The 15,679-nt window shown below is 59.3% G+C and carries 13 protein-coding genes; 10 read left to right on the top strand and 3 right to left on the bottom strand.

The features are described 5' to 3' along the window. Positions 1–141: 141 nt before the first annotated feature. Complete coding sequence (locus ACOYW2_RS20060; RefSeq protein ID WP_482767720.1) at positions 142–3,168, bottom strand: hybrid sensor histidine kinase/response regulator; 3,027 nt, start codon at positions 3,166–3,168, stop codon at positions 142–144. A 480-nt stretch (positions 3,169–3,648) separates the two neighbouring features. Between ACOYW2_RS20060 and ACOYW2_RS20055 the strand changes: the two genes are divergently transcribed. The 3 genes from ACOYW2_RS20055 to ACOYW2_RS20045 all read left to right on the top strand — a co-directional run bounded on the left by ACOYW2_RS20055 (position 3,649) and on the right by ACOYW2_RS20045 (position 5,492). Then, complete coding sequence (locus ACOYW2_RS20055) at positions 3,649–4,350, top strand: cytochrome c biogenesis CcdA family protein (RefSeq protein ID WP_482417771.1); 702 nt, start codon at positions 3,649–3,651, stop codon at positions 4,348–4,350. A gap of 227 nt (positions 4,351–4,577) precedes the next feature. After that, complete coding sequence (locus ACOYW2_RS20050; RefSeq protein WP_482419715.1) at positions 4,578–4,916, top strand: thioredoxin family protein; 339 nt, start codon at positions 4,578–4,580, stop codon at positions 4,914–4,916. Continuing rightward, positions 4,917–5,492 carry an NUDIX hydrolase gene (locus ACOYW2_RS20045; RefSeq protein WP_482417769.1) on the top strand — a complete coding sequence of 192 codons (576 nt, stop codon included), beginning with the start codon at positions 4,917–4,919 and terminating at the stop codon, positions 5,490–5,492. Positions 5,493–5,616: 124 nt separating this feature from the next. On the opposite strand, the gene ACOYW2_RS20040 is transcribed toward ACOYW2_RS20045, so the two are convergent. Continuing rightward, positions 5,617–5,898: a hypothetical protein gene (locus ACOYW2_RS20040; RefSeq protein WP_180139492.1), complete on the bottom strand. Its 282-nt coding sequence runs from the start codon at positions 5,896–5,898 to the stop codon at positions 5,617–5,619. 1,004 nt (positions 5,899–6,902) lie between these two features. Between ACOYW2_RS20040 and ACOYW2_RS20035 the strand changes: the two genes are divergently transcribed. The 7 genes from ACOYW2_RS20035 to ACOYW2_RS20005 all read left to right on the top strand — a co-directional run bounded on the left by ACOYW2_RS20035 (position 6,903) and on the right by ACOYW2_RS20005 (position 14,138). Next, a complete protein-coding gene (locus ACOYW2_RS20035; protein ID WP_482767719.1) occupies positions 6,903–8,984 on the top strand; it encodes a ribonucleoside triphosphate reductase in 2,082 nt (693 codons plus the stop codon). 242 nt (positions 8,985–9,226) lie between these two features. Then, positions 9,227–9,928 (top strand): anaerobic ribonucleoside-triphosphate reductase activating protein, encoded by a 702-nt coding sequence (locus ACOYW2_RS20030; protein ID WP_482417767.1) that lies wholly within the window; start codon positions 9,227–9,229, stop codon positions 9,926–9,928. A 65-nt stretch (positions 9,929–9,993) separates the two neighbouring features. After that, on the top strand, positions 9,994–11,154 hold the full coding sequence (alr, locus tag ACOYW2_RS20025) for an alanine racemase (RefSeq protein WP_482767718.1): 1,161 nt from the start codon (positions 9,994–9,996) through the stop codon (positions 11,152–11,154). 347 nt (positions 11,155–11,501) lie between these two features. Then, positions 11,502–12,179, top strand: a complete 678-nt coding sequence (locus ACOYW2_RS20020; protein ID WP_482419711.1) for a septum site-determining protein MinC — start codon at positions 11,502–11,504, stop codon at positions 12,177–12,179. A gap of 108 nt (positions 12,180–12,287) precedes the next feature. Further along, positions 12,288–13,088, top strand: coding sequence for a septum site-determining protein MinD (gene minD, locus ACOYW2_RS20015; RefSeq protein ID WP_482417764.1), 801 nt, complete (start codon positions 12,288–12,290; stop codon positions 13,086–13,088). Between the two features lie 7 nt (positions 13,089–13,095). Continuing rightward, a complete protein-coding gene (gene minE, locus ACOYW2_RS20010; protein WP_482419708.1) occupies positions 13,096–13,368 on the top strand; it encodes a cell division topological specificity factor MinE in 273 nt (90 codons plus the stop codon). Between the two features lie 74 nt (positions 13,369–13,442). Further along, entirely contained in the window at positions 13,443–14,138 is a 696-nt protein-coding gene (locus ACOYW2_RS20005; RefSeq protein WP_180139509.1) for a Crp/Fnr family transcriptional regulator, read from the top strand. Between the two features lie 339 nt (positions 14,139–14,477). Here the strand turns inward: ACOYW2_RS20005 and ACOYW2_RS20000 are convergent, their stop codons facing one another. Further along, positions 14,478–15,623 carry a transposase gene (locus ACOYW2_RS20000; RefSeq protein ID WP_482767716.1) on the bottom strand — a complete coding sequence of 382 codons (1,146 nt, stop codon included), beginning with the start codon at positions 15,621–15,623 and terminating at the stop codon, positions 14,478–14,480. Between the last annotated feature and the right edge of the window lie 56 nt (positions 15,624–15,679).

Raw genomic sequence — 15,679 nt, 5'->3', positions numbered from 1 at the left:
TTATAGTTGTATCTTGAGGATGTCGATGCCGCACTGGGCCTCCCCTACGGAGAAGGTGGCCAGTTCCAGCATGGACGAGTTTCCGTTTTTTTTAGCCTGTTCATTCATGGTGTCTCTCCTAACGCTGATGGGGTTGCACGGCTACAGGGAGTATTCCCGAACCACATCGATGAGCTTTTCCCGGTCCAGCTTGATCTGGTAGCTGTCGATGCCGGCCTCCTTGCCTTTCTGGATGTCCCGCTCGCTGGCAAGGGAGGTGAGGGCCACCACGGGCAGGTGCCCGAAGGTTTCCGAGGCTTTGATCTTTTTGGTGAGCTCAAAGCCGTCCATGTTGGGCATCTCCAGGTCGGTCAGGATGACGGTGAAGTCGTCCACCCCTTTGTTGAGGTAGTCCCAGGCCTCGGCCCCGTCTTCGGCGGTGGTGACGATGAACCCTTCGTCGTTGAGGAAGTCGGAGACCTGATTGCGGAAGAAGGCCGAGTCTTCGGCAAAGAGGACGCGGATTTCGCCGCCTGTGGCCGTGGTGTCCGGGCCGGTGGGGCGGTTCTCCTCAAACCAGGTGGGGTTGACCGTGCGCACCAGCTCGAAGATGTCCACCATGAGGGTGGTGTGGTCCCCCACGATGAGGGAGCCCATGATCCCCTCCTGCTTGAGGGTGGAGGCGTCCACGTTGAGGTCCACTTCCACGGCGTCCACCGGGGGCGTGACGAGAAGGCCCGTCTCCCGGCCTCCCACGCGGAAGACCACCACTTCGTACTGATCGCTCTCCGGCACAGGGGCCACGTTGGCCACTTCGGAGACCTCGTTCAGGGGCAGGGTGCCGCCGCGATACTGGATCACCCGGCGTCCGCCCACCTCTTCGATCTCTTCGGATTTTATGCGCTCAATGCGTTCCACCAGGTTGAGGGGGGCTGCGAAGTGTTCGGCCTCGCCCCCTTTGAAGGTGAGCAGGGCCGTACGGTCGCTGCCCGCGTTGTTGCGTTCGTTGGCCGAAGCCTCTTCGGCGGCGCTGATGGTCTTGGAAGAGGTCTCGTTGAGGGAACCCATCTTGGCCAGGGAGGCCACGTCCAGGATGAGGGCCACACGGCCGTCGCCCATGATGGTGGCTCCGGCGTAGCCGTCGCATTTGCTCAGGTGGCGGCCCAGGGGTTTGACCACGATCTCTTCTGAGTCCCGCAGCTCGTCCACCACCAGGCCGTACTTGAAGTTGCCGGCGGAGACCACGGCGATGTTGATGGCGCTGTCGCTTCGGTAGCGCCGGTCCTCGCCGCTTCGCATGTCGCGAATCTCTTCGGGGAGGTCGTCCTCGTTCTGGCGGCGGTCGGCCAGGTTGCGGCGTTTGTCCGGGTAGACCTTGCCGTCTTCCGGGTGGACAAAGGTGGGGGCGATGTCCAGCAGGTCGGTGAGGCGCAGCAAGGGCAGCAGGGCCCCGCGGAGTCTCACCACGTCGGCGTTGCCAACCTTTTCGATGCGGTCCTTCACCTGGGCCGCGGGGATACGCAGGAGCTCGTCCAGGTTCACCTGGGGGATGGCGTAGCGTTCGTTCTCCACGGAGACGATCTGGCTGGGGATGATGGCCAGGGTCAGGGGCAGCTTGATGAGGATGGTGGTCCCTTTCCCGGGCTTGGAGTGGATGTCGATGATCCCGCCGAGCTTGTCCAGGTTGGTCTTGACCACGTCCATGCCCACGCCGCGGCCGGAGACGTCCGTTACCTGGCGTGCGGTGGAAAAACCCGGGAGGAAGATGAGGCCCACCTTCTCTTTGGTGCCCATGACGGCCACGTCGGATTCGCTGAGCAGGCCCTTGCGAATGGCTGCCGCGGCAATGGCGTCTCCGTCGATGCCGCCGCCGTCGTCACTGATCTCGATGTTGACCTGGCCTGCTTCGTGGAAGGCCTTGAGGAAGATGCGTCCCGTGGGATTTTTACCCAGGCGGGCACGGTCTTCCGGGGATTCGATGCCGTGGTCAACGGAGTTTCTCACCAGGTGGGTGAGGGGGTCGTTGATGGACTCGATGATGGTCTTGTCGAGCTCCACGTCCTTGCCCTCGATGAAGAGGTCCACCTTTTTGTTCAAGGTGCCGGCAAGGTCCCTGACCACGCGGGTGAATTTGTTGAAGACGTTGGAGATGGGCTGCATGCGGGTGCGCATGATGGCCTCCTGGAGTTCGGAGGTGATCATGTCGATGCGTTGCCCGGATGTCTCCACGGCCCGTGTGTTGCTTCCGGTGATGCCCTGCATGAGCTGGTTGCGGCTGAGGACCAGCTCCCCTGCCAGGGTCATGAGGGTGTCGAGAAGTTCCAGGTTGACCCGGATGGAGGTCTGGCCCTTGCTTCGGGGCTCCATCTCCATGGGCTTGGCTTCGTGCTCGTCCACCCTGGCGGGGGTGGCAACGGCCTGGGGAACTGGCTGGGGCGCGGGTGCGGCCACCGGTTGCGACGGCTCGGCCGGTTCGGGGGCGCTGGGGGCTGCCGGAGTCGCTGCGGACTCGGCGTCCTCGATGATCTGGTCCATGGCGGCTTCGCCCCCGCCCAGGAGCGGGGTGATGTCCTCCACGGCGGATTCGTCAAGCTCGGCCAGCAGGGGCGCGATGTCCGGTTCGATGATGGAGGCGAAGAGGACGAGGAAGGGGCGGTCTCCCTTGGCGTCGGCGGGAACCGTGGGGTCGGTGGAGCCCAGGATCATGCCGCTGTTGCCCAGGGTGTTCAGGACCTCGTTGACCACCTTGCCCTGATCGGCGATATCCCGGTTCAGGTCGTAGGTGAGTCGGTAGACGTATTTGCCCTGCCGGAGAAATTTGTCCAGCTCCTCTCTGTCCACCTCAAAGGCGGCCAGGGGGTCTTCGTCGTCTTCGGTCACGAAGGGGGCAGGGGCCTGTGCCTGGGGCTCAGCGGGAGCCTCGGGCAGGCTGTCGATGGCGACGAGGGCATCGACAAAGGTGGTGATGTCCGCCTCGTTGCTCGTCTCGATGTTGTTGACCAGGTCCGTCAGTTTGTCGAAGGCGGTGAGCAGGGTGCTGATGACCGCAGGGGCCGGGTCCAGCTCACCGTTGCGCATCATGTTCAGGGCGTTCTCCAGGTTGTGGGAGAGCTCCTTGACCGTGGTGAGGCCCATGAACCCAGCGCCTCCTTTAATGGAGTGGGCTGCACGGAATACGTTGTTGATCAACTCTTCGCCGTTTTCAAGTCCCGCCTCCTCAATGGCCAGGAGGTCGCTTTCAACTGTGGGAAGGTCCTGCCGGACTCTTCCACGTACATTCTTAGGGTGTCGTCGTCTTCAAAAATCATTGCATATACCTCCAGCTCAGCCGGTCAGGTGCATTTGGATGCCTTGTCCGTTGGACGTGTTATTCATTCGCTTAATCGTACTTATCGGCAGGAAGGGAAGATTACTTACCCTTTTTTTTGCAGCAGCGGTGATTTCAAATGACTTCGGTAAGATGGGTGAACAGGGGCGGGAATATGCGGGAAATATACGGGGCGGTCGGGGTAAATTGCTGTTTGGTAAGGAAATACGGACCGGATCTTTTGTTTGCCTTTCCTCGGTAACTTCCATATAATTTGCCCGTTCATTGACCGGGTACACAGATTTTTCTGAGAGAACTGGCCTTGTATCCACCCCCCTTTGTCCCATTGGAGTTTGAACTATATGACTGGTTTTCTGACGGTTTCGTGGGGCGCAGCCTTTGCTGCGGGCCTGCTTTCGTTTTTTTCCCCGTGCGTGCTGCCGCTGGTTCCCGCTTACTTTACCTTTATAACTGGCTTTTCTCTGGAGGAACTCCATGCCGGAGGGGCGGGGGTGAGAAAGCAGGTGATTTTAGCCACCCTGGCCTATGTGTCGGGGTTTTCCCTTGTGTTTGTGCTCTTGGGGGCGGCGGTCTCCTCCCTGGGCGGCCTGCTCTACGACAGCAAGGAGTGGCTCCGCATGGGCGGAGGGATCCTCGTGATCCTTTTCGGGCTTCACTTTCTGGGGCTGCTCCGCGTTCCCAGCCTGCAGGTGGACAAGCGCCTGAGGGTACAGCACAAGCCCCTGCACCTTTTCGGGGTGTTTGTGGTGGGCATGGCCTTCGGCGCAGGGTGGAGTCCCTGCATCGGCCCCATGCTGGGATCCATCCTTGTCCTTGCCGGGAACCAGGAGACGGTGGCCCGGGGCATGGGACTTCTCACGGTCTATTCGGCGGGCCTGGCCCTGCCCTTTATCCTGATTTCCGTTTTTATCCACGCCATGTTGAATTTTATGAAAAAGGCGCGCAAGGTGCTGCCCTATGTGAACAAAGTGGCCGGCGTCCTGCTTGTGGCCGTAGGGATTCTGCTCCTGGGCGGGTATATCAATGCCCTTGCAATCCCCTGACCGTTATGCTGTTGTAAAAGGAGCGCTTTTGCCCTGTCCGGGGACCCGGCTACGGGCAAAGGCGATAAACCGAATCCATCGATGCCCGGGTGGCCGGTCACGGTGGGAGAACCCATCCGGAGGATACCCATGCGCAACGCATTGATATCGTTTGTGGCGGCCCTGGCCTGCCTGCTGATGACCGACACGAGCGCCCTTGCCCTGGATACCACCCCCGGCGGCATCCAGTGGAAGTAATTGCGGAAGGGGTGAGCATGTCCGCTTCCAGCGGCAGGAAAATATATGTCAATTTCCATGCGGCCTGGTGCAAGTACTGCACCCTCATGGCCGAAACCACCTTTCAGTCCGAAAAAGTGATCGCCTACTTGAACGAAAACTTCGTTCCGGTGCAGGTGGATGCGGACCGGGAGAAGGAGCTGGCCCGCAAGTACCGGGTGAGGGGGTTGCCCTACAGCCTGTTCCTCGATGAGAACGGGGCCCAGATCAGCTTCATGAATGGATACCTGGATGCCGATACCTTTCTGGAACGGCTCCGGTTCATGGCCAACGAGGGGTATAAACGCTAAATGGACACCACGGCCCCCTTTGATGTGAATTACGCGCGGGAGATGATTCGTACCACGACACACCCCGATTCCATCGGAGACCACCTGAAAAAGGCCTCCGTGTTTATGCTCATGCGGACCCCTGAGACCGACCCCACGATCCTGGCCATCTTGAAGGCCGACAACAAGGGGTACCCCTGGGCCAACCAGGTGGCCTTTCCCGGCGGACACCAGGACCCGGTGGACGCCTCGCCCCTCTCCACGGCGTACCGTGAGCTGAGGGAAGAGACGGGGATCCTGCCCGATCAGGTGGATTATGTGGGCTCTCTGGGCCATTTCCAGACCATCAAGAACACCGAGATCGAGGCCTTTTTCGGGATCTGGCACGGGGAAGAGGAGGAGGTGGTCTTCGACCCCTCGGAGATCGCCCGTATTGTCATGATTCCGTTGGGAGAGGTGGTGAAGGCCCATCATGAAAAGGCCTATTCCGGTCGCGTGCCGGGGTGGGATGAGCTGCAGTACCCGGTGGAAAACATGGCCGTGTGGGGCGCCACCGCCCGCATTTTTCACTACTTCACGGAGCTGCTGCTCGTGTAGGCCTGCAGGAACGGAGGGGCCTTTCGCTCAAGTCCGCCCTGATACAACCATACAAACTGCCCTGCGGCTGCCCGCGCACCCGCAGGGCAGTTTTTTTGTGCCGCAAGGATGGCGCCACGGGCCCCTATTTTGTGAAGAGCTTGATGCGGATGGCGTGCAGGAGGATGGAGACGAAGATCCAGACCGCCAGGACAATGAGCAGGGCCGGGACCCAGATATGGGCTTCCCACATGGGTTCCGACAGGCAGACATCCAGGCCTACCCCACCGAAAATGGCCGACACAATGGCGATGATGAGCAGCAGCCGCGTGGCCGTCCGGGACCGGTACAGCCCGCCGATGGCCCGCCTGATGTCTGGGGGCGTCTTTTCTACCAGCCGTTTGTCGGCTCGTTTGTCGTCGAACATGGCAATCTCCTTGAAAGGGCGGCTTAGGGCCCTGGATGGGGCGTTTTTTATCCGGGGCCACCATGGCGTCGGGCACCGGCAATGCGGGAAAGCATAGCACGCCTTTGGCCCGGTGAGGGACGGCTTTTTTTGCCGTGGGCCTCGATGGCTTGCGGAGCGGCGTATCCCGTGCTGATTTCAGGTCTGGGCGGACATAAAAAAATAGGGGTGCAACGGGTGTTTACATGCGTGGTCATGTGTATACTGGCTTGATTTTTTTCAAGATATGGCTGGTGGTGGTCCGGAGGGGGAATATACAACATGTGGGAGAATAGGGTTGACACTGACTATATATTGTGTAAACTTGAGCTGTCGCTGGGGCCAATACCTGACCGGCGACATCCCCGGGTCACCACCTGACACCCGATTTTACCATGCCGCCCTCTCCTGGGGCGCGGCAGGCTGAAAACCGAGTTCTCGGAAGCCCGAACAATCAGAACATTTCATGACGACATGGGGCAACAGAGGCAACCATGGCAAGGCACCCATCCGGAGCTGATTCCGGGTAGCCCTCCGTGGGCATTGCCCGGTCCCCAACTCACTGAACGAGGAACATCCGATAAGATAATCCATGACGGCGTCGGTGTCTCACGGCAGGAAGGATTCTGCTCAGGCGCGTCCGGCGTCATGTCACGTCGTTGCCGGTCTCACATTAGGGCGTAGTTGATCCCTGCCTTGAGGGCTGTCGGTCGGCATCATTCCACACAACAATTCGATGTAAGCAGTCTTTACAACATACAAGAGGAGATGGTGGTTACATAGTCTGCGGCTGTCCATGGGGATGCGTGCGTGCATTGCAGTTCCCCGGACCGTTCCGAACCGTCGGAGCGCGGCTATGCAACCGGAACCCTGACCTGACCGGTACGAGTGAGAGATGCGGCCTTTAGGCATAAGGTGCAAGAGGGCTCTCCGCCGTGCGGTCTGTGTAAACCTGTGAACGTTAAAGATGAAGAAGGGGTAGGCATTTGTTCGAACGAATCAAAAAACGAAACGGTAGCGTGGTGGAATTTGACTCTTCCAAGATTACGGCGGCCATCGCAAAAGCGGGGAAAGCCACAGGGGAGTTCGGGGAGCGGGAAGGCAAGATGCTGACCATGAAATTTCTCTCCATGGCCCGGACCCTGCGTCTGGGGGCGGTTCCCGACGTGGAGGAGGTCCAGGACATTGTGGAGCGCGTGCTCCTGGATTCCCCGTTTTACAAGACCGCCAAGGCGTACATCCTCTACCGTGAGCAGCGTGCCCAGATTCGGAACATCACCATCAAGGCCAACACCGAGCTGATGGACAACTACATCAAGAAGCTCGACTGGAAGATCAAAGAGAACAGCAACATGAGCTACTCTCTCCAGGGCCTGAACAACTACATCTCTTCGGACATCACCGCCGAGTACTGGCTCAACAAGATTTACCCCGAAGGCATTCGCGAGGCCCACAACCAGGGGCACCTGCACATCCATGACCTGAGCCTGCTCTCCGTATACTGCGTGGGCTGGGACCTTCAGGACCTCCTGCGCGTAGGGTTCAAAGGCGTGGCCGGCAAGGTGGAGAGCACCCCGCCCAAGCACCTGCGCACTGCCCTGGGCCAGATCGTGAACTTCTTTTACACCCTCCAGGGCGAGGCGGCCGGGGCCCAGGCCATCAGCAACTTCGACACCCTTCTGGCCCCCTTTATCCGTAAGGACAAGCTCTCCTACGGCAAGGTGAAGCAGGCGCTCCAGGAGTTTGTGTTCAACATCAACATCCCCACGCGTGTCGGTTTCCAGACTCCCTTTACCAACATCACCATGGACCTTGTGGTGCCCAAGAACCTCAAGGACACCCCCATCATCATCGGCGGGGAGGACCTTGACGAGACCTACGGCGAGTTCCAGGAGGAGATGGATACCCTGAACCGCGCCTTTGCCGAGGTGATGATGGAAGGGGACGCCAAGGGCCGCGTCTTTACGTTCCCCATCCCCACCTACAACATCACCGAGGATTTCGACTGGGACAACCCCAACCTCGACATGATCTGGAAGATGACGGGTCGCTACGGCATTCCCTACTTCTCCAACTTCGTCAACTCCGACATGAGCCCCGACGACGCCCGGTCCATGTGCTGCCGACTGCGCCTGGACAACCGCGAGCTCCTCAAGCGCGGCGGCGGGCTCTTCGGCGCCAACCCCCTCACCGGCTCCATCGGGGTGGTCACCCTCAACCTGCCCCGCATCGGCAAAGAGGTGGAGACCGAAGAGGCCTTCATGGCACGCCTTGACGAGCTCATCGACCTGGCCAAGGAGAGCCTGGTGATCAAGCGCAAGATCCTGGAAGAGTTCACCGAAAAGAACCTCTACCCCTATTCCAAGTTCTACCTGCGCCACATCAAGGAGCGCTTCGGGATCTACTGGAAGAACCATTTCTCCACCATCGGCATCATCGGCATGCAGGAAGCCCTGGTGAACTTCATGGGCCAGGGCATCGCCGAGACCGAGGGCAAAGAGATGGCCCTGAGGATTCTGGACCATATCCGCGGTCGCCTGGAGCAGCTCCAGGACGAGACCGGGGACATCTTCAACCTGGAGGCCACCCCCGGGGAAGGCACCGGGTACCGCCTGGCCATGAAGGACAAGAAGATCTACCCGGATGCAGCCTGCGCCAACGAAGAGGCCTTCAGGAACGGGGACGACCCCTTCTACACCAACTCCACCCACCTGCCGGTGAACTACAGCGACGACCTCTTTGAGGTGCTGGACCTCCAGGACGAGCTCCAGACCAAGTACACCGGCGGCACTGTGCTTCACATGTTCCTCGGGGAAGAGGTCTCCGATGTGGAGGCGGTCAAGTCCCTGGAAGAGACCTCGGCAACTACCGTCCTCTTCACCCTGACCCCAGCCTTCAGCGTCTGTCCCTCCCACGGCTACATCGCAGGGGAGGTGAAGACTTGCGAGAAGTGCGGTAGCGCCACGGAGATTTACTCCCGCGTGGTGGGGTACCTTCGGCCCGTATCCCAGTGGAACAACGGCAAGCAGAGCGAATTCTGCATGCGTGAAACCTTTAAGGTGGCCTAAAGGGCCATTCCCTGGCCATGGCAGGGGCTGCGTCCCGTGCCGTGGCTTATGCGTTTTTTTATGTATTCCCCGTGTCCGAAAGGGGAGTCGACATAAGGAACGGCCTCGTTGCCGAACCCTTGACCTGTGTGTCGGGGCCGATTTCTCCTTGCAGGAAAGATCGGCCCCGACTATTTTGGAGCGGCAGATGCGCGGACCCCATAGACGGCCGCCATCTGGTGATGGAAGGAGAGTCCTGAACGATGATTATCGGTGGTTTGAATAAATGCTCGCTGATCGATTACCCCGGAAAGATCGGGGCGGTGGTCTTTACCTACGGATGCAACCTGACCTGCCCTTACTGCCACAACGCCGGCCTGGTGAATGATGGCGGGCCTGAAACGCCCTACGAGGTGGATGAGGTCCTGGGTTTTTTGCAGACGCGTGTGGGGCGACTGGACGCTGTGGTGGTGAGCGGGGGAGAGCCCTGCCTCCACAGCGACCTGCCTGAGTTCATCCGAAAGGTCAAGGAGATGGGGTTCCTGGTCAAGCTGGACACCAACGGAAGCCGTCCGGCCATGCTCAAGTCCCTGATGGACGAGGGGCTGCTGGACTATGTGGCCATGGACATCAAGGCCGATCCCGCCGCTTACATGCCGCTGCTCTCACGCCGCCCCATGGAGGCGGAGCTCAAGGAGAGCGTGTCGGCCATCCTGCACTCGGGCCTGCCCCACGAATTTCGCACCACCTGCACCTCGCCGTTCATCGACGAGGCGGTCCTGGACACCATCACCGGCATGATAGAAGGCGCAGAGCTTTACGCCCTGCAGGAGTTTAACCCCAAGCACACCCTGAATCCAGACTTTTTCGACGTTTACGAAGGGATCTCACCCGAACTCCTGAAGCGGTTCAAATGCGTTGCCGAGGAGAAGGTCAGGCGCTGTGTGCTCAGGATGGCGTCGTGACGACGGCGGGACCGATGCATGCCTGCTACGGTTCCCTTGCCGGATCTGCGCCTGTGGAGGTGCCCTTGACAGCAACCGCTAACGTCCCTGAACCCATCTTTGCGGAGATCGATCTTTCCCGCATCGCCGCCAATGCACAGATATTGAAAGCCCATGCGGGAAAAGCCCGTCTCATGGCCGTGGTCAAGGCCAATGCCTATGGCCACGGTGCCGAAGAGGTGGCCCGAACCGCCCTTGCAAACGGCGCGTCCTGGCTGGGGGTGGCCCGGGTCTCCGAGGCCGTGATCCTGCGTGAGGCGGGTATCGAAGCCCCCATCCTTATCCTGGGAGTCACCCCGGAGTCGGGGGTGCCCCTTTTGATACGCTACGGCCTGCGTCAGGCTGTGGTGGACGACGGGTATGCCCGCATGCTGAGCCGGGTGGCAGGGGAGCTGGGCGGTGAGGTTCTGGGCCATATCAAGGTGGACACCGGCATGGGCCGCGTGGGGTTTGACGCGGTTCAGGATCCGGGCCGGGAATCTCCAGAGGCATGCGCAGAAGCCATTGCCCGGGCTGTGGCCCTTCCGGGGATCCGTGCCGAGGGCATTTTTACCCATTTTGCAACCGCCGATGAAGCCAATCTGGTGGAAGCCCGGAATCAGCTGGCCCGTTTCACCTCGGTTCTGGGATGCCTTGAGGCCCTGGGGGTCACCTTTGAGCTTCGCCATGCCGCCAACACGGCGGGCATCTTCACCCTGCCCGAGGCTCGGTTTGACATGGTGCGGGGGGGGATCTCCCTGTACGGACTGAACCCCTCTGCCAAGGTGCGGGTGGATACTCTGGGCGTCCGGCCCGCCATGCAGGTGAAGGGGAGCGTCGTCCAGGTCAAGCGCGTGAAAAAAGGCGCGTTCATCAGCTACGGCGGGACCTGGCAGGCGGAGAAGGAGACCGTGGTGGCCACGGTACCCTGCGGGTACGGAGACGGGTACCCCAGGCTCATGTCAAATCGCGGGCACATGCTGGTGCGGGGCCATCGCGTCCCTGTTCTGGGGCGGGTCTGCATGGACATGACCATGGTGGATGTCACCGACGTCCACGGCGTGGCCGTGGGGGACGAGGTGGTGATCATGGGCAGCCAGGGCGGCGCATTGGTCTCCGCCGATGAGATCGCCGAGGTCGTCGGCACCATCAACTATGAAGTGACCTGCATGGTTGCCTCCCGGGTTCCCCGGGTCTACCGTCCATAAATCCCGGGGCGGGGAGCCGGCGCTCCCCGGCCTCGGTGGCGTAGAAACAGACAAAATTCCGGAATGTTACTTTTCTTTTTGCGATTTTCTTAAATCAGCTTCTTTTGCTTCATCCCTTCTATTCTACTTGCCGCACGTGATCTGCCTTGACCGATATCCCTTGGTTTTTTATGATTGCATGTTACTTTGGATAGCTATTATTGCTAATGGCATCGCAACACGCCCGGGAGAATCCCCGGGATAAGCCCGATAATATGGTTTTTCAAGATCGGCCCTGAGCTCGTATGGAGTGATTGTGTGCTGCGGGCTTTTTGCTTCGTTGTCAACATGTTAAGGAAGGATATGCGGTGGCGGTTTTGTTTGGCGCGGCGAAAACAGCGGTGAAAATAAAGGGATACGGGGACGGGTTTCTACTCTCCGTGGACCCCAGGGCCTCGGAAGACCATCTCCTGAAAGCCACGATTCGAATTTTCCGCCAGCTTAGAAACCTCGCGGCCGGAGCCCTGGTACAGGTGGACGCCGGCAGCTGGTCCGGCTCGTCCCTCTGGGCGGATCGCCTTGCCCCGGTGCTTCAGGACCGGTTCGCCGTGTCCGGTGTGTTGCCTTACGGTGAGCCGCCGGAGAGCGAAGGAGCCGAGGTTATCCCCACCCCTTCAGCTTCGGAGACCCAGGTCCTTACCGGGCGCGTGCGATCCGGGCAGCGGGTCACCGCGGAGCGTCACCTTCTGGTGCTCGGGGACGTGAACCCCGGGGGCGAGGTGGTGGCCGGAGGCGACATCTATGTGATGGGGGCCCTTCGGGGAACCGCCATTGCCGGATCCCCCGGAGATTCAGACTCTATCGTGATGGCCCTTGATTTCCGTCCCATGCAGCTGCAGATCGGGACCCACGTGGCAGATCACCGCACACCGGGCGTCCCTGGGCGTGTGGCGTATGCTTCGGTGGCCGGGGGGGGCGTGGTGGTGGCCGATTACCTGGAAGAAAATCCCTTCGCCAAAGCCCCGGTTCTGACCTGGAGAGCGTAAGCGGAACGCGGGTCGTTTAAGGGGGACCCCATAGTATAAGGCGATGCCTTTTTGAGGCTGCGCATCATCGTAAACGAACAACAACGCACGCACAGGAGAGTTGGATACGTGAAAGGCAGAGTAATCGTCATCACATCGGGCAAAGGCGGTGTGGGCAAGACCACGGCAACGGCTTCCATCGGAGCGGCCCTGGCCCTTGCGGGCAAGAAGACGGCCGTGGTGGACATGGATATCGGACTGCGGAACCTGGACGTGGTGATGGGGCTTGAAAACCGTATCGTCTTCAACGTCGTGGATGCCGTCAAACAACGGTGCAAACCCTCCCAGGTGGCCATCAAGGACAGGCGCATCGACAATTTGTTTCTCATCCCCGCCTCCCAGAGCGACAACAAAAACACCATGGGGCCGGATGAGGTGACCTCCTTCATCGAGGAGATTCGAAACGACTACGACTACATCCTCATCGATTGCCCGGCGGGCATCGAGCAGGGCTTTGAGAACGCCGTGGCCGCAGCCGACGACGCCGTGGTGGTCTGCATGCCCGAGGTCTCTTCCATCCGGGACGCCGACCGCATTATCGGTTTGCTCCTGGCCAAGGAGATCGCCCCCAAGCTGGTGGTGAACCGCATCGTGCCCCAGATGGTGGAACGCGGTGATATGCTCAGCCACGAAGACGTGGTGGACGTGCTTTCCGTGGAGCTCATCGGCCTCGTGGAGATGGACGAACAGGTCATTGTCTCCACCAACACCGGGGTACCCCTGGTGATGCAGAAGGACTCCAAGGCCGGGCGTGCCTTTGAGCGCATTGCCGCTCGCCTTGCCGGACAGACCGACCTGCCCATCGAGGTGCCTCGAACCGACAGTGGATTCTTTAAACGCCTCGGCCGGAAAATGGGTCTGGCAAGGTAAGGAGGAGATGATGCTGAACAACCTGTTGCAGAAGATGATGGGCACCAAAGAGGAGCCCCGAAGCAGCGAGGTGGCCAGAAAGCGCCTGAAGCTCGCCCTGGTGTGCGACAGCCTGGAGGTCTCCGACGAGGTCCTGAGCAACCTGCGCGAGGACCTTCTCAAGGTGATCTCCAGTTACTTCGAGATCGACAAAGCAGGGTTCTCCCTGGATATCGACAAAACCGACGACTATTCGGCCCTGGTGATGAACACCCCCATTTTGTCGTCCCTCCGCAGATAGGGGCGGCTTTTTTCACGGACCCCGGAGGGCGGGCTGACGCCGGGGACCTACGACCATTGACACAAGAGGATGCCATGGATCTCACACACGACCTGCTGCGGACCATTCCCCTGTTTCGTTCCCTGGACACCGCCAGCCTTGATCGCATCGCAAGGGCCGTCAAACCCGTGACCCTCAAGCAGGGCGAGGCCCTTTTCCGCAAAGGGGACGAAGGCAACGAGATGTACATCATCGAAGAGGGGGCCGTTAAGATTGTCCTGCCCTCCAGCGTGGGGGAGGAGATCATCCTGACGGTGCTGAGGGAACCCTCCTTTTTCGGGACCATGTCCATGTTCGACGGCCAGAGCCGAAGCGCCGATGCCGTGGCCATGACCGCCAGTCGCCTTCTGGTCCTGGAGCGCGACGCCTTTATCCACATCCTCCAGGAGGACGAGCACGCCCTGCGCACCATCCTGTGCGATCTTTCTTCCATGATCCGGAAAACCGACGACCTCCTGGAAGGCCTTTGCTTCTTCAGCATCTCCACCCGCCTGGCCAAGTGTCTCCTGGAGCTTGCCGAGAAGGTCTCCGACGGCCGGGACAAGCCCGTTGAGATCGATCTGACCTTCACCCAGAAAGAGCTGGGGGAGATGGTGGGCGCCACCCGTGAAAGCGTCAACCGGGAACTCAAGAAGCTCCGCGAAGAGGGCATCATCCAGCTGAACCGGGGTGTGATCACCATTTCTGACTGGGACGCCTTGGAAGAGCTTGCCGTGCCCATGGATTTTTAGGCCTGGGCCGATGTGTGAACAGATAGTTCGTTATCTCCGTAAAGAAAGGGACAGGCTCTTTATGAGTTATGCGGTAATTTTAAGGGGACAGGTTATTAATACTGACGCACGTCTGGAACCGACGCAGGGCGTCCTGTTTCTATTCATACTCGCAATGGGTCATGCTTTTTTATGGATGATAGCGATCTGATTGTCCGCTGGGCGTGCTGAGTCGGGATGAGAGGATGCTGAAGGGGGAAGCCAAGGCGCATTTCACCCCGGGTTCTGAGGCCGCTCCCTTTATGGAACGGGTTTTGCCAAGGCCATGGGCATCGATTTTTATTAGACCGGAATTCGGGGTCAGGCTTCGGTCAGCCGCTTCAGTGAGTACATTCCTTCTATCCCCCGGACACGCTTCGGGATTTTATCCTGTGATGCCTGAAAGTGGTCTCTGAATGTTTCGTAATGCCTTTCAACAAAGGCCCGGGACCCGATGATTCCGGAATCCGTAAAGTAGCGGGTCCGGTAGCGGAATCTTTTTGTGCGATTGATTTCGAATCCCTGTGCGGCCTCTTCATCCAGAATGGGTTTGGGTATGCTTGCCTTTCCTCTCTTCTCAATGGCTCCCAAATGATACAGGTACTCCCTGTAAGTCTTGAGCTGCGTCTCGGCAGCCTCCATAGTGGCATCAGGCATCCCAAAATCCGATGAGAGAAATTCGTATCTGTTGTCGGTTTGGACATGGTACCCGATGGAGCACCAGCGGTAATCTTCCGGTCGCTTCACGATTCCGGCCCTAACCGCATTCAAATCAATATATGCGAGACAGTGGATCAACGTGTTTCCCTGCTCGACGATAACGCTTTTGAATCGTTCGCCCCACAGGGTGCCTTTTCGGTTTTTCCGCTTGTTATAAAAACAGGAGAATCGCTGCTTGATGTCCTTGACGTAGGCGGACAGGCTGCAAAACCTTTCCCGGTACTCTTTGATGCGAGCCTCGGGGAATGCCGTATTATCCCCATAAAGAAGGCGGAATCGTGTTCGCACCTCGTCGTCGGAGACCATGTCATCGGGGTGCACCTCAATGAGCAGGTGAAAATGGTTTCCCATGACGGCAAATCCCAGGACCTCGACACAGTAAATTGTGGAATACTTTTGAATGATTCGCACAAGCTCGTCTTTTTCAACCTTACCAAACGGTAGTCCGTCCAGTGCGGTCCGGCTGATTACATGGTAGGCGGCTTTTTGTCCTGAATCTGTAACGACCATACGGGGAACGCGCGGCATGGAACCCTCCTTTTCGGTCTTGCAGAATCTGATTGTGGGATTGGCTTTGTATGACAGATATTGTTCATGATTGCGATGAGATATCGGTTTGAAAGAGTGTGACACAGGATGCATGGTTTGTCCAACATAAAGAGCCTGTCCCGGTTTTGATTTGGCAGGCAGGTCTTGCTTTGATGCGGCGCTTAAGGTAGTAGAAAAAGACTGTTTTTGTTGATGCATGATGTGACGGCAGCTTTTATGCCATAGGCTCCCGGAGCCCATACCGGCCATCGCTA

The organism is Desulfoluna sp. CLI2B (assembly GCF_056847375.1).
Note: the sequence above shows the minus strand (reverse complement) of the source record. Positions and strands in the feature narration are given on the sequence as shown.

Excerpts from the sequence above, each read along its gene's own strand:
- ACOYW2_RS20055 (WP_482417771.1), top strand. The coding sequence starts at position 3,649 with ATGACTGGTTTTCTGACGGTTTCGTGGGGCGCAGCCTTTGCTGCGGGC.
- ACOYW2_RS20045 (WP_482417769.1), top strand. The coding sequence starts at position 4,917 with ATGGACACCACGGCCCCCTTTGATGTGAATTACGCGCGGGAGATGATT.
- ACOYW2_RS20040 (WP_180139492.1), bottom strand. The coding sequence starts at position 5,898 with ATGTTCGACGACAAACGAGCCGACAAACGGCTGGTAGAAAAGACGCCC.
- ACOYW2_RS20030 (WP_482417767.1), top strand. The coding sequence starts at position 9,227 with ATGATTATCGGTGGTTTGAATAAATGCTCGCTGATCGATTACCCCGGA.
- minE (WP_482419708.1), top strand. The coding sequence starts at position 13,096 with ATGATGCTGAACAACCTGTTGCAGAAGATGATGGGCACCAAAGAGGAG.
- ACOYW2_RS20005 (WP_180139509.1), top strand. The coding sequence starts at position 13,443 with ATGGATCTCACACACGACCTGCTGCGGACCATTCCCCTGTTTCGTTCC.
- ACOYW2_RS20000 (WP_482767716.1), bottom strand. The coding sequence starts at position 15,623 with ATGCATCAACAAAAACAGTCTTTTTCTACTACCTTAAGCGCCGCATCA.